Source organism: Sphingorhabdus sp. (assembly GCF_023910635.1).
Classification (GTDB): Bacteria; Pseudomonadota; Alphaproteobacteria; order Sphingomonadales; family Sphingomonadaceae; genus Sphingorhabdus_B.
Genome location: NZ_JAAVVZ010000022.1, coordinates 22,666 through 42,092 on the forward strand (window position 1 = coordinate 22,666; position 19,427 = coordinate 42,092).

15 protein-coding genes, 2 tRNA genes and 1 pseudogene are annotated in these 19,427 nt (G+C 54.8%); 10 read left to right on the top strand and 8 right to left on the bottom strand.

The window, feature by feature from the left end:
- Positions 1 to 53 precede the first annotated feature (53 nt).
- Positions 54 to 968, top strand: coding sequence for a thiamine-phosphate kinase (gene thiL, locus HEQ34_RS11580; RefSeq protein WP_296200561.1), 915 nt, complete (start codon positions 54 to 56; stop codon positions 966 to 968).
- A 404-nt stretch (positions 969 to 1,372) separates the two neighbouring features.
- Positions 1,373 to 3,499, top strand: coding sequence for a sodium-translocating pyrophosphatase (locus HEQ34_RS11585; RefSeq protein ID WP_296200564.1), 2,127 nt, complete (start codon positions 1,373 to 1,375; stop codon positions 3,497 to 3,499).
- A 76-nt stretch (positions 3,500 to 3,575) separates the two neighbouring features.
- Here the strand turns inward: HEQ34_RS11585 and HEQ34_RS11590 are convergent, their stop codons facing one another.
- Positions 3,576 to 6,269 (bottom strand): TonB-dependent receptor, encoded by a 2,694-nt coding sequence (locus tag HEQ34_RS11590; protein ID WP_296200566.1) that lies wholly within the window; start codon positions 6,267 to 6,269, stop codon positions 3,576 to 3,578.
- A 179-nt stretch (positions 6,270 to 6,448) separates the two neighbouring features.
- Here HEQ34_RS11590 and infA point away from each other — a divergent pair, with 179 nt between their 5' ends.
- The 5 genes from infA to HEQ34_RS11615 all read left to right on the top strand — a co-directional run bounded on the left by infA (position 6,449) and on the right by HEQ34_RS11615 (position 8,551).
- On the top strand, positions 6,449 to 6,667 hold the full coding sequence (gene infA, locus HEQ34_RS11595; RefSeq protein ID WP_125230427.1) for a translation initiation factor IF-1: 219 nt from the start codon (positions 6,449 to 6,451) through the stop codon (positions 6,665 to 6,667).
- A gap of 18 nt (positions 6,668 to 6,685) precedes the next feature.
- The gene (locus HEQ34_RS11600; protein ID WP_296200597.1) at positions 6,686 to 7,261 is read left to right on the top strand and encodes a nucleoside triphosphate pyrophosphatase; all 576 of its coding nucleotides are present in this window, start codon (positions 6,686 to 6,688) and stop codon (positions 7,259 to 7,261) included.
- Positions 7,254 to 8,246 (top strand): ribonuclease E/G, encoded by a 993-nt coding sequence (locus tag HEQ34_RS11605; RefSeq protein WP_296200569.1) that lies wholly within the window; start codon positions 7,254 to 7,256, stop codon positions 8,244 to 8,246. The genes HEQ34_RS11600 and HEQ34_RS11605 overlap by 8 nt, the downstream gene beginning before the upstream one ends.
- Positions 8,230 to 8,409, top strand: a complete 180-nt coding sequence (yacG, locus tag HEQ34_RS11610) for a DNA gyrase inhibitor YacG (protein WP_296200571.1) — start codon at positions 8,230 to 8,232, stop codon at positions 8,407 to 8,409. Before HEQ34_RS11605 ends, yacG begins: the two co-directional genes overlap by 17 nt.
- A 67-nt stretch (positions 8,410 to 8,476) precedes the next feature.
- Positions 8,477 to 8,551: transfer RNA gene (locus HEQ34_RS11615), tRNA-Phe, on the top strand.
- Positions 8,552 to 8,704: 153 nt separating this feature from the next.
- Here HEQ34_RS11615 and HEQ34_RS11620 read toward each other — a convergent pair.
- Positions 8,705 to 11,311 (bottom strand): TonB-dependent receptor, encoded by a 2,607-nt coding sequence (locus HEQ34_RS11620; RefSeq protein WP_296200575.1) that lies wholly within the window; start codon positions 11,309 to 11,311, stop codon positions 8,705 to 8,707.
- A gap of 224 nt (positions 11,312 to 11,535) precedes the next feature.
- On the opposite strand from HEQ34_RS11620, the gene HEQ34_RS11625 reads away from it, so the two are divergent.
- Positions 11,536 to 11,676 carry a DUF2256 domain-containing protein gene (locus HEQ34_RS11625; protein WP_296200580.1) on the top strand — a complete coding sequence of 47 codons (141 nt, stop codon included), beginning with the start codon at positions 11,536 to 11,538 and terminating at the stop codon, positions 11,674 to 11,676.
- A gap of 66 nt (positions 11,677 to 11,742) precedes the next feature.
- On the opposite strand, the gene HEQ34_RS11630 is transcribed toward HEQ34_RS11625, so the two are convergent.
- The 3 genes from HEQ34_RS11630 to HEQ34_RS11640 are packed head-to-tail and all read right to left on the bottom strand — an operon-like array spanning position 11,743 to position 13,634.
- Positions 11,743 to 12,483: a DNA-binding domain-containing protein gene (locus HEQ34_RS11630; RefSeq protein ID WP_296200584.1), complete on the bottom strand. Its 741-nt coding sequence runs from the start codon at positions 12,481 to 12,483 to the stop codon at positions 11,743 to 11,745.
- Positions 12,484 to 12,506: 23 nt separating this feature from the next.
- On the bottom strand, positions 12,507 to 13,331 hold the full coding sequence (locus HEQ34_RS11635; RefSeq protein ID WP_296200585.1) for a DUF692 domain-containing protein: 825 nt from the start codon (positions 13,329 to 13,331) through the stop codon (positions 12,507 to 12,509).
- Between the two features lie 33 nt (positions 13,332 to 13,364).
- Positions 13,365 to 13,634 (bottom strand): DUF2282 domain-containing protein, encoded by a 270-nt coding sequence (locus HEQ34_RS11640; RefSeq protein ID WP_296200588.1) that lies wholly within the window; start codon positions 13,632 to 13,634, stop codon positions 13,365 to 13,367.
- Positions 13,635 to 14,066: 432 nt separating this feature from the next.
- Between HEQ34_RS11640 and HEQ34_RS11645 the strand changes: the two genes are divergently transcribed.
- Positions 14,067 to 16,511 (top strand): TonB-dependent receptor, encoded by a 2,445-nt coding sequence (locus tag HEQ34_RS11645; protein ID WP_296200591.1) that lies wholly within the window; start codon positions 14,067 to 14,069, stop codon positions 16,509 to 16,511.
- A gap of 58 nt (positions 16,512 to 16,569) precedes the next feature.
- Positions 16,570 to 17,550, top strand: a complete 981-nt coding sequence (locus HEQ34_RS11650) for a 5'/3'-nucleotidase SurE (protein ID WP_296200594.1) — start codon at positions 16,570 to 16,572, stop codon at positions 17,548 to 17,550.
- A 136-nt stretch (positions 17,551 to 17,686) separates the two neighbouring features.
- Here HEQ34_RS11650 and HEQ34_RS11655 read toward each other — a convergent pair.
- The 3 genes and pseudogenes from HEQ34_RS11655 to HEQ34_RS11665 form a co-directional block, all read right to left on the bottom strand.
- Positions 17,687 to 17,762: transfer RNA gene (locus HEQ34_RS11655), tRNA-Thr, on the bottom strand.
- A gap of 20 nt (positions 17,763 to 17,782) precedes the next feature.
- Positions 17,783 to 18,634, bottom strand: coding sequence for a hypothetical protein (locus HEQ34_RS11660; protein WP_296200600.1), 852 nt, complete (start codon positions 18,632 to 18,634; stop codon positions 17,783 to 17,785).
- Positions 18,631 to 19,427: pseudogene (locus tag HEQ34_RS11665) on the bottom strand (replication-associated recombination protein A); the annotation flags it as partial. The gene HEQ34_RS11660 and the pseudogene HEQ34_RS11665, both read right to left, overlap by 4 nt.

Genomic DNA, 19,427 nt, shown 5'->3' on the forward strand with positions numbered 1-19,427 from the left:
GCGCTGTCCTGAATATGGTTCTGCATGTCCTCGCAATGCGGTAACGTTTCCCCATGACCACCGAATCCAGCTTCATCAATCTCTTGCGTGGTTTTGCCACTGACCCTGCGGCGCGTGGGTTAATGGATGACGTTGCGGTGATCGACATCGGCGATGCGGCGTTGATTATCACGCATGACATGATGGCAGAGAGCTTGCATTTCCGGTCAAACGCCAATCCAGCCGACGTCGCGTGGAAATTATTGTCATCGAACCTGTCTGATTTGGCCGCAAAGGGCGCAGCGCCCGTTGGTGTCCTGCTTGGCTTCATGCTGGGTGACGATGCATGGGACAGGGCATTTGCCGCTGGGTTGGAAAAGGCGCTGGCGCATTACAACGTCGTTTTGCTTGGCGGAGATACCGTTGCCAATCGCGGCGACAAACGGGCGCTTGGGCTGACCGCTTTGGGCAGGGCAACCCATCGCCCCGTGCCATCGCGATCCGGCGCGCAAATTGGTGACATAGTATATGTGACGGGGACGCTCGGCGATGCCTTGGCTGGATTTGAACTCATTGACGCTGGTTTTGATGAGGTTGGGCCGCTGGCCGATGCGTTTAACCGGCCAGTCGCGCGGGTGGCCGACGGCCAAAAGCTTGCGCCGATTGTCACCGCGATGATGGATGTGTCGGATGGTTTGCTGCTCGATGCCGAACGATTGGCGACTGCCAGCCAGATTGGCTTAGAAATCGACCTTGCGTGCGTGCCCTTGTCGCCGCTCTATATCAGCTATCGCAGCGACAGCCTTGAAAGCCGGATGCAGGCGGCAAGCTGGGGCGATGATTATCAATTGCTGTTTACCGCGCGACCAGAACTGCCGCTGCCCGTGCAGGCAACCCCCATTGGCTGTGTATTATCCGGCGGCGGTCTCACCTTAAAAGACGGCGCGACTCCGGTAAAATTGCCGCCGATGCTCGGTTATCAACATTAATAAGCTAGGGTCAGGACCACTTAAATCCACCTTCGCGGTTTGAGACCATACTGTTCAGTGCAAGGCGGCAAGCGCAGGGCTTAGTGGTTCTAAGTCCAAGCTTGCCAACGCGGCAATGGACAGTATGGGTCAAATCCGAAGGACGCCAAAATGGCTTTGATCTCGAAACAAAATGCCCTTGCAGGCAGAATAACTGCCTGCGGCGGCCATTTTCCTTCGATATCTTTGCCATTTTGACGCCGCGAAGGTGGATTTAAGTGGTCCTGACCCTAAACCGGCCCACAAGGCCGTTTTTATGGGTTGCGTCATACTGCAAAGCCACCCTATACCGCAGCCGCTTGTGTGCCTTTTCGGGTACACTAAGGGAGAGTTTCTAACAAAGAAAAACGGGGAAAGGACAGCTTATGTCTTTGTCAATTATGGCTATATTGTGCGGGCTTGTTGCCGTGCTCTATGGAATTATAACAAGCCGCTCGGTGCTTGCTGCATCGGCCGGTACGCCGCGGATGCAAGAAATCGCAGCCGCTATTCAGGAAGGCGCCGGCGCCTATCTGGCACGCCAATATCGTACTATTGCAATTGTTGGCTTCATCGTTGCGGTTCTGGTCGGTGTTTTCCTCGGGCCGTTGTCTGCGGTCGGCTTCGTCCTTGGCGCGGTGTTGTCTGGCGCGACAGGCTTTATCGGGATGAACATCTCGGTTCGCGCCAACGTCCGTACGGCGCAGGCCGCTAGCGAGAGCCTTCAAAAAGGCCTGACAATGGCGTTCAATGCCGGTGCGATCACGGGTATGCTCGTGGCTGGCCTTGCATTACTCGCGATTGCCGGTTTCTTTTATTACCTCACCGAAGTCGCAATGAACCTTCCGAACAGCCGCCCCGTTATCGACGGTTTGCTGGCGTTGGCGTTCGGCGCATCGCTGATTTCGATCTTCGCGCGTCTGGGCGGCGGTATCTTTACCAAGGCTGCGGATGTCGGCGCTGACCTCGTCGGTAAGGTCGAAGCAAATATTCCTGAGGATGACCCCCGCAACCCTGCGACGATTGCCGATAATGTCGGCGATAACGTTGGCGATTGCGCCGGTATGGCGGCCGACTTGTTCGAAACCTATGTTGTGACCATTGGAGCAACGATGGTTTTGCTTGCCTTGTTGATGCCAGCTGCGATGCCAGCGGCCGAACTGTTGAACCTGATGTCGTTGCCATTGGTTGTTGGCGGTATCTGCATTCTGACGTCGATTTTGGGTACCTTTTTCGTCCGTTTGGGCGGCGGTACCAACATCATGGGTGCGATGTATAAGGGCTTTCTGGTCACCGCAGTCACTTCGATTCCGGCGATTGGGTATGTCACATACCAGACGCTCGGCGGCGATATGAATGCCGTAGTGACCTATAGCACCGGCGGTTTCACGGGTTGGACATTATTCTATTCGATGATGGTTGGCTTGGCCGTCACCGGGCTTCTGGTCTGGATCACCGAATATTACACCAGCACCAACTACCGCCCGGTCCGTTCGATTGCCAAGGCATCGGAAACCGGTCATGGCACCAACGTCATTCAGGGCCTGGCGATCAGCCTTGAATCCACAGCACTGCCAACTTTGGTTATCTGTGTTGGTATCATTGTCTCGTTCCAGTTGGCGGGCATTATCGGTATTGCGTTCGCTGCAACCTCGATGCTGGCTTTGGCCGGTATGGTTGTCGCGCTCGACGCTTATGGGCCGGTCACCGACAACGCAGGCGGTATCGCTGAAATGTCTGAAATGGACAAATCGGTTCGTGAAAAGACCGACGCGCTCGACGCTGTGGGTAACACCACCAAGGCCGTGACCAAGGGCTATGCCATCGGTTCAGCGGCTCTGGCGGCGCTCGTTTTGTTTGGTGCTTATACCGCTGACTTGGCGTTCTACTCCGAGAAACTCGGCCTTGCTGAAGGCGGCGTCGATTTCACGCTCATGAACCCCTATGTCATCGTCGGTCTGCTGCTGGGTGCATTGTTGCCATATCTCTTCGGAGCAATGGGTATGACCGCAGTCGGCAAGGCAGCCGGTGAAGTCGTGAAGGACGTTCGCGACCAGTTTGCGAACAATCCCGGTATCATGGATGGCAGCTCGAAGCCCGATTATGCCCGCACCGTTGATCTGGTGACCAAGGCGGCGATCCGCGAAATGATCGTTCCTTCGTTGTTGCCGGTACTGGCACCAATCGTCGTGTATTTCGTGATCAGCTGGGTTGCAGGTCCCGCACAGGGCTTTGCCGCTCTCGGCGCACTTCTGTTGGGTGTGATTGTCGGCGGTCTGTTCGTTGCTATCTCGATGACTTCGGGCGGCGGCGCATGGGACAATGCCAAGAAATATATCGAAGATGGCCACCATGGCGGTAAAGGTTCGGAGGCCCATAAGGCAGCCGTAACCGGCGACACTGTGGGTGATCCCTATAAGGACACCGCTGGCCCAGCCGTAAACCCAATGATCAAGATCACGAACATCGTGGCCTTGCTGTTGTTGGCGGCATTGGCGCATGGCGGCATGTAACGCCTAAAGAAAATTAAGCTTTAAGGCCCCGCCGGAAGCAATTCCGGCGGGGTTTTTTATGCGCTCATCCGATTGTTCAGAACCGCTTTCTAAAGCTCAATTCAAATACCCGACCGCGCGGGTCGATATAGCCCGGCTGATAGCCCAAAGGCACGTTTCCATTCTGGTCGCGGACATCGACAATATCGTTCAAGATATTCTCGACCCGGAATGAGATGCGGCTACCTTTCAACAAAGGCACGGCTTTTATAACGCCCGCTTGCTGGTCCAAATTGACGAACAGAAATGCATTGATTGCGGCACTGTCGCTAAACCGCAGGTCGTTGCTGCCGGGAAGGCCCGAGCCGTCGGCGGTGGTTCCGCTCTTATACGTCCCTTGCAGCCGGAAACCAAAGCCCTTGTGGAACAGGCCACCTGAAAGCTCGACCTCATGCCGCGATGCGCCGCCATTGCTGCTTGTCGCTGAACCGTTGAGCAAATCGAGCACAGGCACGCCGGGACGGATGAGGATTTCGTCTTCTATCCGGTAGCTGTGGTATAAAGCGATGTTCCAGCGGCTGGGCTGGCCGCCGCCGGGTGCGCCAAAACGGCCACCGCCACCAAAGCCGCGACCGCCGCCGCCGCCTGCCGCCCGAGGCGCACCGGGAGCGCCTGTCGCAGGAGTAGGGGCGCTTCCTGCTGGCCCGCGTGCGGGTGCCTGCGCGCCAATATTGCCCGATAGGTTAAAGCCCCAGCGGATCCGCTGTGACGTTTCACGGTCGAAATTCACCGGGCGTCGGTCGATGCTGACTAAGCGGCCATCGACATCACGCACGACGCGGCTGGCAAAGGCGGCTTCAATCTCTGGCGTGAGCAATGGGAATGCGGCCGTGGTATTGCGGCTGTTGTTTTTGAAATAGCTGAACTGAAGCGCGAAATCCTTGATGAAATCTGGATTCCAATTCGCGTTCAATATGACATCGCGGCGCTTTTCGCCGATCAGGGCAGCGTTGCCGCCGGTAATGATGTTGATGAACAGGCTTTCGCCGCGCGTAAAGTCATAGGTCGCAACATTGGGCGTGACCAAAGTCGGGTTGCCCAATTGGCCAATGCCCGGTGCGTTTTCGTCGCCTGTGATCGATGCCTGAAAGGTCAGGTTGCGCGCAGGGGCCCAGCGCAGGCCAGCGCCATATTCCAATAGCTTTCCGAAATCGGACAGGTCGTTATAGCCGATATTGCCATTGACTGACCATGCGCCAATCGCGGAGCCAATGCCGAAATCGCCGCTCGTCAGGGGCAATTCCGCATTGACCGAATGGTTCATGATGTTCCGGCGCAAGGAGGTGTCGGTCGTGACGCCCGAACGCCATGTTTCACTGTCCAGCATTTGCCGGCTAAGGCCCGACGCGAACGTCATTTGCACATCGCCCGTGGGTAATTTGAGCACCGTTCCAGCAAGGGTGCTGCGCACGTCCATATTCTGGTTCAGGCTGCTGGCAAGATCAGGGGCGAGAAACAACAAATTCGCACCAAAATCGGCTGCAAAAGGGTTCGTCGTTCCAGCCAAAATACCAGCGCGTAAGCCAGAAAAGTCTGCGTTGCGCGTCGTACGTGTGTCATTTGCCGTGCGTGCATAATTGCCCGTTACTGTCCACCGCCATCCGCCCAGCGCGTGGTTGAACGTGCTACCAGTCTGGAACACATGCGTTTCGCTTTCCCGTTCAAGCGGGCGTGGGGTGTCGAAATAGCGGTTGAGCGTCACGTCTTGCCCGAATGGTGAAAACGGGCTGCTGCCGGGCAGGGTGAAGCTTGTTCCGGCCAAACCCAGCAAAGATTCGCTGCCTGTCAGCGCGTAATTGGCGTTCAGCGACAATATTGTTTGCGGACCAAGCGATCGGCTCCACGTGCCGTTTACCTCAAGCCGTTCGGTGCGGGGCAGCAATGTCCTTAGTTCGCCGATATCCCCGTCATTCAGGCGATTTGCCGTGCTGGCAAATTGCGCCAAACTCGGGTTGGATATGCCCAAGGGCACAGCAGCCCGCGTTACATTGCTTCCGGCAAGCGCGCTTAACGCGGGCGAAATCGCCCCATTGAGGCCCAGGCCGTTGATATTGCCGCCGCGCGCCAATAGCGAACCGCCCGAAGAAATCAGGTCGCGTTCGGACTCGGTCAGCGCAGTGGACCGTTCAAGCTCGATATCCAAATTAAACCGCGTGTTTTTACCAATGCGGGTCAGCGTCGTTTCAAATTCATTGCGCGCAAAGCCGCCATCCTGCGGCTGGGCATGTTCAAATTCCGTGGCGAAGGAGGCAAAATTGTCCTTCAAGATGAAATTGATCACCCGTTGGTCTGGACGGAAACCATATTTTAGCGCGACTTCTTCTGGGAAAATCTGAACCTGACGAATGGCTTCTGGCGGTAAATCTCGAAGTTCACGGAAACCCGATACGCGCTGGCCATTCAGCAATATGATCGGCATGCCACCCCCGCGTCCACGCCCCGAATTCGCTTGCGGTGCGACCGCCGCGACAAGGTCTGTCAGCGATGATGCGCCCAAAGACGCAATGTCAGCCTCGTTCAACTCCTCAACGGGCGGGACATCAGTGTCCACAGACCCCTTAATACGTTCAGCCGTCACGACGATTTCGCCCGAAGGCGCGTCTTCGACGGCTTTTTCGATGTCGTCATTGGCAATGACAACGGTGCTGCCCGTGTTCTGGACATCATCCATGGCCATTGCGGGAACAGAGGCCGTTACCAGCAAAATTGCGCTCAAACCTGTTGTTTTCATGGGGAGAAACTCAATGTATATCATCGTTACGTTCGGGCTATAACGTATTGCGCAGAACATGAACGTAAAGTTTATGATATTTTGTCGCAATAAAGCGATTACACTGTAGCGCTTCCCTTTTTCGAACATTAGGTTTACAGGCGCAGCAACGTTGAATTTTTGAAGATTTAAGGGGCCGAATGGCAAAAGAAGAATTACTCGAAATGCGTGGGACGGTCCGTGAATTGCTGCCCAATGCTATGTTCCGTGTCGAGCTCGAAAACGGCCATGAAGTTTTGGGCCATACCGCCGGAAAGATGCGCAAGAACCGTATCCGCGTTCTCGTGGGTGACGAAGTGCTGTGCGAACTGACCCCTTATGATCTGACCAAAGGCCGGATCACGTACCGCTTTAAATAAGGGCGGCAGACCTTGGGTCTGAACCCTATACTCATATTGGCTTCATCAAGCCCACGCCGACGTGACCTTCTCGCGCGGTTGGGCGTTGTGCCTGCGCGTATCGCCGCACCGGACATTGATGAGACACCCCGTAAGGGGGAGGTTCCGCGTGTCTATGCGCTGCGCATGGCCGAGGAGAAGGCGGTTGCCGTTCAACGTGACGCTGACGAAATTGTGGTGGCAGGCGACACCACGGTCGCCGTTGGCCGCAGGATATTGCCGCAAGCTGCCGATGCCGACATGCAACGCGGGTTCCTGAACCTGCTCAGCGGTCGCCGCCATCATGTCCTTAGTGCCGTTGCGGTGATTGACGGAAATGGCCGGATGCGCAGCCGCATTAGCGACAGCATCGTGCGCTTCAAACGTTTGTCAGCAGACGAAATCGAAAGCTATATCCAGAGCGGCGAAGGGCTAGGGAAGGCCGGCGGCTATGCCATTCAGGGCAGGGCAGAGGCGTTGATCGACTGGATGGCGGGCAGCCATTCTGGCGTGATTGGTTTACCTTTATATGAAACACGCACGCTGTTGCGTGCATCGGGTTATCCGCTTGACTGACATATGGCGCGATGATGCGCCGGGCGAGCGCCGTGCGGCGGTTGTCGAAAACGGAAACATCGTTGAAATTCATATCCAGCGGGATGCTTTATGGGCCTTGGGCGAATGTGGCGCTGGCCGCATTGACCGCAAAACGCCGTCGGGCGCGTATGTCGTTGCCGACGATGGCAGTGAACTTTTGCTGCGCAGCAAAACCAAAGAGCCGGACGGCGCGCGCGTACCGTTTGCCGTTACGCGCGAAGCCATATCCGAGCCGGGCCGTATCAAGCCGCCAGAGATACTATTGCGGGATAGCGCGCATGATCAACCCCTGACTGGCAAGGATGCCCTGTGGGACGCGCGTTTGGCGTCTCTTGGTCAATCTGCCATCAACGCGTCAATCGCCGAGGGCTTTGACGTCGCCATCGCTGGCCAATCACATGTCGGCGATGTTACCATAAGCTTTCAACGCACGAAAGCTGGGCTGGTGTTCGACATTGATGGTGTCGGTGATGCGCTCGCTATCAATATGGTCGCCGCGACCGAAATTGCGCGTCTGCTGCGCCTTTACCAAGTCGGCGCGATGGTCATGATCGATTTTGTGTCGATGGAGTCCAAGGCACAGCGCACGCAAATTGCCGAAGCCTTTGATGCCGCATCCTTAGCAGACGCCCGTCCGTTTGAGCGCACCGCCATCAATGGCTATGGCATGATGCAGGTCGTGCGTGCACGGCCAAGGCCGTCTGTGCTCGATCATCTGTTCGGCACGCGCATCGCGGCATTATCAGACGAGACACAGGCCTATTGGTTGTTGCGCGCGGTGGCGCAGTCATCAGGTTTCGGCGCACGCACCGTGACGACACGGCCGGAGGTTGCGACATTGCTGCAGTCCGAACGATGGGCGACATGGCGCGCGGCGGCTGTCCGTCTTGCGGGCGCGGATATGGTCGTGGTTGCAGATGAAAAGGCCACAGGCTATGGCCATGTCCATGTCGCACAAAGCTAATCAATGCCCATTATGCGGAAAGCCGGTAGTGGCGGAATCCAAGCCTTTTTGCAGTCAGGGATGCAAGGATCGTGACCTGCTGAAATGGCTGGACGAAGGCTATCGTGTGCCGGGGCCGCTGGCCGATTATGAAGATAGCATCGGTTCCGACGGCGGCGACTGATTTTGCGCTTGCCAAGAGGCGCATCGCCTCTCTATAGGCTGCGCTCCCACGCGGTTTTCACCGCGTAGCCCGAGTAGCTCAGGGGTAGAGCAGCGGATTGAAAATCCGCGTGTCGGTGGTTCAAATCCGCCCTCGGGCACCATTTTTCCGGTGTTAAAGATGTTAGCAACAGAAGACCAAGCGTCGCTTGGTATGCCGCTATGCGTAGGCGTATGCTGCGCCATGTTCTCGCAATAAAAAAAGCCGGAGCAGCGATGGCTGCCCCGGCTTCTTTTGCCCTGAAGAATTCAGGATATTAGAACTTGTACTTCACCGATGCACCATAAGTGCGCGGTGTGTTTGGATAGCCCGAAATCGAACCTTCTTGCACAACACTTGGGAAGATGACGGAGAGATATTTCGCATCCGTCAAGTTACGGCCCCAAAGCGAGAATTGCAGACCGCTGTCTAAACGCAGCGTTACCGCTGCACTGAGGTCATTTACTTCACGCTTATATTGACGCCAAGCTGGGTTTTCGTTGATTACGACCTTTGATTCATTGTGATAATCGGCGTTCAGGATCAAGGTAGTCCCTTCGTTCAGTTCCGCCGTGTAGGTTGCACCCAATGTTGTCGACAATTTTGGAATTCCAGCCACTGATTGGCCACTGACGTCACCAAATTGTGATCCGACATAGCTGTCATATTTGGAGTCGAGATATACGAAGGCCGCACGCAATTGCAATGCATCGGTCGGGTTGACACTGCTGTCAAATTCGATCCCCTTCACCGACTGCTTACCGGCGTTGGACAAAACAAAGCCCGTGCCAATGAAGCTGTTGCCTTGGAAATTTTTGATCGATTGATCAAAAATGGTCAGGTTGAATGCAACGCGGTCCCACTTCGCTTTCAAACCAAGCTCCATAACCGTGGCCTCTTCAGGAAGCGCATAACGCGTTCCGCTGGTGAGGTTGGCTGTGGCAAGGCCAGCTGTCCGGATTTTTGATGCGGGTGTGGTCGTGCTCTGGCCGGGCGTTGCAGCAACAAAATCTGCCGCGAATGGACGGGAATCGATCGACATGTTCCACGACGTTGCCTTAAACCCTGTGCCATAGCTGGCATAGAGGTTGATATTGTCGGTCGCTTCCCATGCCACACGTGCCGAATAGGTCAGCTTACCATCTCTCGTACGGCCATCTTCAACCGCATTCGGGATGTTCAGGAATGGCGGCAAGAATTGCAACGCTTGAAGATTAAGGGCCGGGTTACAAGTGCCGGAACGTGACGGATTTGCGGTCGTAGCAGCCGGTGCATTTGTAGCTATTCGACAAGCATTCACTCTTGGAAATAAAGCGGCGGAGAGCGCAGTGCCTCCGGCAGGTACAAATCCTGCCGGAAGCGCTGCAGGCAATGCAGCTCCTAAAGCATTAGCAACAGGTATCAAATCAATCGCGGAGAAGACGTCCGTAACCCGAATGTCGCTCGCAAGGATATCCTTCTTGTCCTTGGTATAGTTGAAGCCGCCCGTCAGAACGAGACCATCGGTAAGTTCTAAATCGGCCGTTCCAAAGACGGAGTAGGCTTTGTTCTTGTAGTCCCAATCTTCAAAACGACCTTGTCCTTGGCCACCAAATGGAGCTGCGGACGCAGGTACACCGGCTAATGCACGAATGGTTGGTTCAAGACCTACATAACTGCCGCCAGTAAGGGCATTAGCGTAATTCCGGAAATCCTTACCAAGAGTCAATGCCTCCTTTTTATTGATGCTTTCATCAAAATAATAACCGCCAAGCAAGAAGTTGAATGGGCCATCAAAATCCGAAGCCAAACGCAATTCCTGCGTTTTCGTGCTGATATCCACATCGCCACGGTTCTGGCCGATCAAATCTGCACTGGTAAAATCGCTGTCGGCGTTCGTTTTGGCGCGTGATTTACGATATGCGGTGATTGAGGTGAGGCTCAACGAACCCATTTCATAATCCGCTTGCATCGAAACACCACCATTGGTGATTTTGTTTTCCGATGCGAAATTCTGATATTCGCTGTAGCTGAAGATTCCGCCTGAGTTCACCTTGCCACCGATGGCACGAATGGCGGCACCGGTCGGACCGTCGAAGATATTGCCGACGAAGCAGCAATTTTCGTCAATCTTGTCATAGTCACCGATGATACGAAGCTTGAAGCTCTCGGAAGGCTCGATCAACAACTGCGCGCGGCCATACCAGCGGTTACGCTCGCTTGTTTTCGACCCATCGGTCAGGTTGGTGCCGTAACCGTCAGCCTTGTTGATGCCGCCAGCAAGGCTGAAAGCGATATTGTCAGAGATCGGGCCAGTCACGTCGGCCTTGGCCACGATTGCGTTGCGATTGCCATAGCTGATTTCAGCAGAACCGCCGAATTCATAGCTTGGTGCAGCGGTAACAATCGAGATAACGCCCGCCGATGCGTTTTTGCCGAACAGGGTCGATTGCGGGCCGCGCAACACTTCGACGCGTTGCAGGTTGGGAAGATCGCTGATGGCTGAAGCCGAACGCGAACGGTAAACACCGTCGATGAACACGCCGACCGATCCTTCGATGCCCGGGTTGTTAGCGCCGTTACCGAAGCCGCGAATGATGAAGTTGGTGTTGGCCGAGCTTTGCAGCTGGCTGACACGAAGTGTTGGAACCAACGTCTGCAAATCTTTAAGATCGCGAACCTGCGCCCGTTCAATGGCAGCGGCCGATGTTACCGAAACGGCGACCGGTACTTCTTGAAGTGTTTGTTCGCGCTTTGTCGCGGTGACGATGATGACATCTTCATCAACTTCGTCGCTGGCTTGTGGTGCATTATCCTGTGCAAAGGCGGCTGAACCCACGCTCAGCGAAGCGATGCTGATTGTCGACAACATGGCCGCCTTCAGCAGATGATTTCCCAATTTCATATTCACTCTCCTGTTGTTCATTCCATCCCGGTTCATCCGGGTTTTTATTGGGGATGAGATTTAAAATTGCCCCCAGCACCCCCTGAGCCGCCGTTAGGCTTATGTCGGTATTAACCAGAAAATGCTGCGCAGCAATTGCTTAGTGTCATTTGCAAAAAAATAGTCACATGTGCGATAAAAATGTAACGGACCCTTTCACGGCACCACAGCGATCTGGATAGCAAATGCCCAAAATGGTCAAAAAATCCGACCTTCCATCGAAAATATGCGCGGCATGCGCCAAGCCATTCGCTTGGCGCAAGAAATGGGCAAAGGATTGGGATAATGTGCTATATTGTTCCGACCGCTGCCGCAGGGCGCGTTGACTCTTTGATGAAAATGGACGGACGAAAAGGGTAGGCGAACATCGGCGCTGGCTTCGCGTGCCATGATTAAGGCTGGCTGGGTAATGAAGTGGCTGCGATACTGACTGCCTCATCATCCGCCCAACGCGCCAGAAGCAGGCCGGCGCGTTCGAGAGCCGCTTGCTCACCAAGCTTTTGTTCAAGCTGCATGCAAATGTCCGTAAAGGCCAGCGGGTTAGTCATCTGGACGAAAAGCTCTGCTTCGTCGGGATCGAGCGTCCGAAAACACGGAACCCACGTGCTGCGCCAAACGAGGATGTCGATTGGAACTTGAAAAGTTTTCGCCACTGGCGGACTTTCTGCGCGCGACAGCGCTGACCAAATTTCCGCAGCATTACTGAAGTGTCGTAGGATCTGGCCCCCTGATGCATGTGTCAGCGCAACATGCTCCCAGTCGAGATCGACGAACATCGCGCGTGTTAACGGCAATCGGTCTGCCGCAGTTTGGGCATTACCAAGCGCCAGCTCCAGTCGAACCATGTCGTGCGTTGCAACATCACCCGGAAACAATGTGCCAACTTCAGCGGCAAAGGATGCCGGATAGGCGTCCAGCGTCCAAGCGGTTGGCGGCTGCGCCATGATATGGCAACGCGCCGCTGTGTGAAATTGGTCCCTGCCTAGCAACGCGAGCGTGCGCGGGAAAGCATGCTCCAAGCAAGTCAGTAACTGCGTCCGGTAATTGTTGAGATAGACGTCGAGCCCTGGCCGCACGGAATCACCAAGGCGGTTGGTGATATCCGGATCTCCGGTTTCAAGCCATTCTCTCATGGCCTGCTGAAGATCGGCTAGTTTCAAGACTGTGATCTACGCTTGGTCGCGGCCTCAGCGCGCGCACGCGCCGTTGCAAGCTCGTCGAGCAAGTCGCCGATCGGAGGGATATTGTCGTCGCGTTCGATCATAACCGCGACAGGCCCGGCGCGGGTCATCGCAGTTTCAAAAAGGTCCCAGACTTCATCGCACACCGTTTGATCGTGCGTGTCGATCAGCAGGTCCTCACCCTGACTATGACCGGCGATATGGATTTGGCGAACATGGTCCAAAGGGAAGCGGGCGATGTACGTCGCTGGATCAAAGCCCAAATTACGGGCGCTGACATAGACGTTGTTGACGTCAAGCAACAGACCACAGCCAGTTTGCTCGCACAGTACGGAGAGGAATTCCCATTCGGGCATTTCTGATTGGGAAAAGCTCAGATAGGCCGACGGATTTTCAAGCAGTATCTGTCGTCCAACTATTTCCTGCGCCGCGTGCACATGGTTAGCAACAATATCCAGCACCTCCTGCGTATATGGCAGCGGGAGAAGGTCGTGCGAACTGAATCCGGGGACCCGGGTCCAGCAGAGATGGTCTGAAACGAACAAAGGATCGACGACGTCAACCAGAGCCCGAAGCCGGTGCACATAGTCGTGGTCGAGCCCCGATGCAGAGCCTATCGACATAGAAACACCGTGCAGGGCAACCGGGCATTTTGCCCGGACGGCCAACAGGTCCGCAAGCGGACGACCGCCGGGAAACATGAAATTTTCCGAGATTACCTCGACAAAATCGAGTTTCATATTGCCCGACAGGACGTCTTCATAATGCGGCTTGCGCAGCCCTAGCCCGAACAGCGTCATTGGCTGTTGCTCACGACCGGTTCGGCAAGATGATTACTTTTTGGCAGGAGGAGTGGTTTTACCGCCTTCTTTGCTTACGCATGTGCCCTTTGCGACGTATTTCCATTCGCTAGGAGCATTATCTGATTTTGCCTGCCCTGCACAGCTATGAACGCCGTTAGAGTCTGCACAATCATTCTTGCCAGCCTTGGCGATACCATAGCATTTTTCTTTGTCCCCGGCGGCCAAAGCGGGTGCAGTGCTGAGGGCAATCGATACGGCGATTGCGGCAAGAGCGAATTTACGTTCCGAATTTCCGGTCATTTTCTTCTTACCTTATTAGATTAATGGACGACATGCTGCCAGCTAGTCCAAATTATTTTACAAGTATATGTAAAAACGGCGGGGCAGCTCTCAAGCGCGCGCCGTATGGATGTCAGTACATAAATGCTCACTGCCATGCGTCCGCCATTGGCTGTCTGATTTCTGGAAAAGAGGTCCGGATACAAATCAGATCGGTCAAGGTCGCTAACTGATTGAACACTTCCTGACCCGATCTCGGCTCATGTCGTCCAAATGTCTTTTTTTTTGATGTGTAGAACGGCGCGCAGATGATCTCGGATCATTTGCGGTACGCACAGCTTTGCATTTCTATGACGATCGAATGACAAGGGATGGAAAAATAGTAATATTTTCATCATATTGGAGTCTTCCCCGCAAATTAGGCGAGCGCTTAGTTTCTTTGGGGAATCAAAAATGATCAGTATTTCAAAAGCTGCGCATCGCAGCATCAACAAGTTCACCACAGCTTCGGTCGCAGCGATTTTGGCGGCGTGTTTAACTAACCCGGCAATAGCAGAAGAAGCTGTTGATGAAGATAATGCTGGCTTGTCCGAAATTGTCGTGACCGCCCAAAAACGAACTGAAAATCTACAGGATGTGCCGATCTCTATCTCGGTTCTGGGTAGTGAGGGTATTGAAAATCGCCACATACAATCGCTGCTTGATCTGGGCGATGGCGCCATTCCTTCGCTGCGAGTCGCCCCGTTCTTTTCGCGTCCGGCCGCGCTTATCATTAACGTACGCGGCGTGGGTGTTTTGTCGGACAGCAACCAGCCAGCGCGCGATCAAGGCGTCGGCGTTTATGTGGACGGTGTGTATATGGGGCGCGCCCAAGGTTTGGGAACAGCGCTCTATGATGTTGAGAACATCGAAGTGCTTAAAGGACCGCAAGGCACTCTTTTTGGGCGCAATACCGAAGGTGGCGCGGTAAACATTGTCACCAAAAGACCGAGCGGTGAATTTGGACTGGATGCCACTTTGGGATTTGGCAATTACGGAAGCTATAAAGCCGAAGCCCATCTCGACTTGCCCGAGACAAATAACATCAGTCTGAAATTTGATGGGATTTTGACAAAGCGTGATGGTTTCGTGAAGAACCCGTTTCCAGGCGCGTTGGATTATGCCAGCTTTGTCAAACGCGGTTTCCGTGCCGAAGTGCAGTGGAAGCCATCCGCTAATTTTACAGCCAATTACGCCTTCGATGTCGCGCGTGACGCCACAAGTACAAATTATCTGCAATTGGTAGCGGCCCCCGTAGGTGCTCCAGCGACCACTACCTCAGCGGTGATTTTACCCAACCGTCTTTCTGCCTTGCCAATCGTGCAGCCACGGCGGGCTTCGAGCACACCTGTCGGTATGCCGCAAGATGCAAGTGTCGGTAACACAAAGGGCATCCGTCTGGGTTTGAACTGGGATGCGACCGAAAACCTGACCTTGAAGTCCATCTCGTCTTATCGTGATATGACGCAGACCCAGTATGATAACGCCATCAATATCCCTTCGCTCCAGCAACCACGGACGTCCGCAAACCCGACGGCCAGTTTCGTCGGCTTTCAATTCGGCCGTTACAGTCTGGCACCATTTGCCCAAGATCAAATCAGCCAAGAATTTCAAGTCATTGGGGATTTCGAACGTTTGAAATTTGCGACTGGCGCGCTTTATTATCGGGAGAATGCCGAAGATAGCGCAAAAGCGTTCAACACTTTGCAATTCACCGACGCAGCAGGAACGGCCATCGTGGTCCGTTCAATTGATTATGCGGCTCAAGTTGTTCAGCGCGCCAGCCGCGTTGAAACGACAAGCATGGGTGTTTATGGGCAAGCGACCTACACACCACCGGTTGCCAACGATGCTTTCCACCTTACCCTTGGGGGGCGCTGGACACGCGACAAAAAGGTGGGCGAGCTTTTCACGATTAATGGCACGACCCCGACCATCCCTGTAAATGGTGTCAATGTTACAAGGCCTGTGCCCTTGAACGCGGCTTGGTCTCGGTTTGATCCATTGGTTAACCTGTCTATTGATGCGTCTGAAGACGTCATGATTTACGGTAAATGGAGCACGGGCTACAAATCTGGCGGTGCCAACTCTCGTTCGTTAAATTACGCGCCATTTGGACCTGAGACCGTTTCGATGTTTGAAATTGGTGCCAAGGCGGAATTTCTGGATGGGCGTGCGCGGCTTAATGTCGCTGCCTATCAAGGCGACTATAAATCCATCCAGCTCGACTTTTTCGGCCTGTATGAAGATATCGTCAACGGCGTCCGCGTTGCCACAACACGCACTACCTCAGACACCGTTAACGCCCCGGGCACAGGTAAATTGAAAGGCTTTGAAGCGGAATTTAATCTGGCCCCGGTTACTGGATTAACGCTCTCGGCCAGCTATGCTTATAACAGCGTCAAAATTCCCGCGACGCTTAATCCATTCCCACAACCCGGTAACGTCTTTATCACGGTACCGATCCCCATTTATCAGGTTTATACGCCTGAAAACACTGCAAGCGCTTCGATCGATTATGAACTGCCGTTAAAAGATTTCACTATCCGTGCGCATCTTGACGGTAACTTCAATGATGGCTTTTACGGCAACTATAGTGACCCCGAATTTGACCCGGTCACCCGCGCCGTTCGCTATGTGCAGCTAAAGGGTGAAAAGGCGCTTATCTTTAACGGCCGCATTGCTTTTGCCGACATCGATATAGGCGCGTCAGATGCAAAGCTCACCATCGCGGTCTGGGCGCGGAACCTGTTCAACCAAGAGCATCTGTTCTACAAAGCCGGGGCGCCGCGGACTGGCATACAGGGTTTCTTTAACGAACCAAGAACCTTCGGCATGGAAGCCAAGATCAAAATATAAGATGAAGCGCCATGCCGTTCGCTCTGCGCTTTAATTATTGAACCATAAGGGACCCGATATGCGTTACTTATTTGCCACCGCAGTATTTTTGGCTTTCACCGCCCCAGTTGCGGCTGAAGCGCGCAATATTGTCATCACCAATGATGACGGTCTGACCAGCAATGTGGTCGCGCTGTATAAAGCGTTGAAAGCCGATGGCCATGATGTGATTGTATCGGTTCCCTGTCAGAACCAAAGCGGGATGGGCGCAGCTTTAGGGTTGCGCCCGCTCACCCCTTTGGAGTCGGCTTGCCGCAACAATGCCGCCGATATAGGCGCATCCGCCGCTGGCCCGATGACCCGTGAAGGTTTGGGGAGTGATTTTTATTATGTGAATTCCACGCCAGTGATGGCGGTGTTATACGGGTTGGATATCGTCGCGATGAAACGTTGGGGCAAGGCACCCGACCTCGTACTGTCCGGCCCCAATGAAGGGCAAAATGTCGGCGCGATTGCCATCAGCAGCGGTACAATCAGCGCAGCGCAATTTGCAACGTTGCGCGGTGTTCCGGCAATTGCCTTAAGTGCGGGACAGAATAGCGCTGGCCCCGATTTGGAGAATGCGCAGTCTCCCATCATCGCCGAAAAAAGTGCGGAGATGGTGCGCGCTTTGGATGTCGCATCAAAGGGCGGGCGGATGGTTCCGGCCGGATTGGCGCTTAACATCAATTTTCCCAATGAGGCAAAGGGAGCAAAATTCTGCGTCTCAAAAGTCGGCACCTATAATGCCTATACCCTCAAATTTGCCGAAAATATGGCGGCAAGCGCATCGCCCGAAATGAAGGAAATGGCGCGGACGTATAAGATGGATATCCCGGCGCTGCCTGGCTTGTTACTCGGTCAAAATCCGATCAAACCTTCCGCTGATCAATTGCAAGATGAATCCTTCCTCCACCTTAGCTGCATTGCCGTATCGCCGATGCAAGCAGGTTATGCCGGTGATGACCAGAATATCAACTGGGTTAGCGGCGTTTTGAAAGGCTCGGCGCTAGCTAAATAAGGGTGAGGGTGCGGAGCAATGGTGCACCCACTGCCGCCAGCGTGCCGCGATGTGCCGCTTTGTTCCGTTTTCATCTTCGAACGAAAAAGCAGCCGCACGAAAATACATCGCTCCTATCGGGTTTTGAGGGGAAAAATGGTGCCGGCTACAAGGTTCGAACTCGTGACCCCCTGATTACAAATCAGGTGCTCTACCAACTGAGCTAAGCCGGCACTCGGCGCGTCCCATAGCGTCAAATGACTCCAAAGGTCCAGCCCTCAGTTGCAGCAATTTCAATATTTAGTGCATTGGGTGCCCAAAGGTGCGGATTTTCGGCAACATTGCGGAGCCAAGCGGCAGTTATCAGGGCGTCGGTCGCATGGTCTGTATAGTGGTTTAAGGGTAAATGGGGTTTCGATCCAAGCGCTTGCAACGCCAAATCGAGTCCGGTGGCATCGCGCACCTTGCTGCGGCCCTTGGCAACGCCAGCAGCGCGGGCGGCGATGGTGGTGTAAATCTCTAATGCCACTTTGCCGCGCGCCGGAAGCGGATCGAAGGGCCAAATCGCCACAGCATCGCGCAGTTGGTGCAGAAGCCGCATACCCGCAAAACTCGCCTTGGCGACTTGCGACGCGCCAATGGCGTCATAAACGGTTGAAGCCTTGCCGCTGCTGCTTTTGTTCTGCAACTCGCATTGCCGCCAAAACAGATAGTCCGATTTTGTACCATCTGCCGCGCCGAAATAGAAATGGCTGCGGTGGAGGGTTTCGAGGAAGGATGCCGCGCCCAGATCCGGGTCGTTGCAGACATGGTCGACATACGCCCAGAATGCCTTGGCGGACGCGGGCACATCATCGCCCGGCAAATAACTGCCGCGTTCGACAAAAGGCGGGGCGAAGCTGAAGTCGAAACCGATAAGCAAATCATCATCTTGCGCCAAAAGCCAGTCGGCGACGCCTTGGCGCGACCAGGCCTTGTCAGGCGGCGTTATGAGGCGCGGGGCTTCATCGCCTGCGTCACAGACCGCGAGCGCGATGCCGGGGTGTCGGCTACCTTTTGCGCCGGACCAGTCGGCGCACGCGAAACGGGTGAAGAGGCGCATTATTGGCTGTCGGGTTCGCCATTGCGCGCGCGCAGCCGGTCCCAATATTGCAGCCGCTCGATTATCTTGCGTTCAAAGCCGCGTTCGACGGGTTGGTATAAAGCGGTAGGTGTCACCGCATCCGGCCAATAATTCGCGCCCGAAAACCCGTCTGCGCTGTCATGATCATAGGCATAGCCTGCGCCATAGCCGATGTCCTTCATCAGCTTCGTCGGTGCATTCAGGATATGCGCTGGCGGCATCAGTGAGCCGGTATCCCGCGCCATTTTCCATGCGGATTTCTGCGCCTTATACGCGGCATTCGATTTAGGCGCGGTGGCGAGATAGAGGCATGCTTGCACAATGGCGACTTCGCCCTCCGGACTGCCCAAAAATTCATAAGCCTGCTTGGCGGCCAGGCATTGGACCAAAGCCTGCGGGTCCGCGAGCCCGATATCCTCACTGGCGAAACGGACCAAGCGGCGCAGCACATATAACGGCTCTTCGCCTGCCACCAACATACGCGCCATCCAGTATAAAGCCGCCTGCGGATCGGACCCGCGCAAGCTTTTATGCAGCGCGGATATGAGGTTATAATGTCCCTCCCGATCCTTGTCATAAACAGGCATCCGCCGCTGCAACAAGGCCGCCATGGCTTGTGGGTCGAGCGGGTTCTCAATGTGAATGGCAAACAGAGTTTCGGCCTGATTGAGCAAAAAGCGGCCATCACCGTCGGCGCTGGAGATCAACGCCGACCGCGCATCGTCGGTGACGGGCAGGGGGCGTTCCAATATGGCTTCTGCACGGGTCAGCAGCG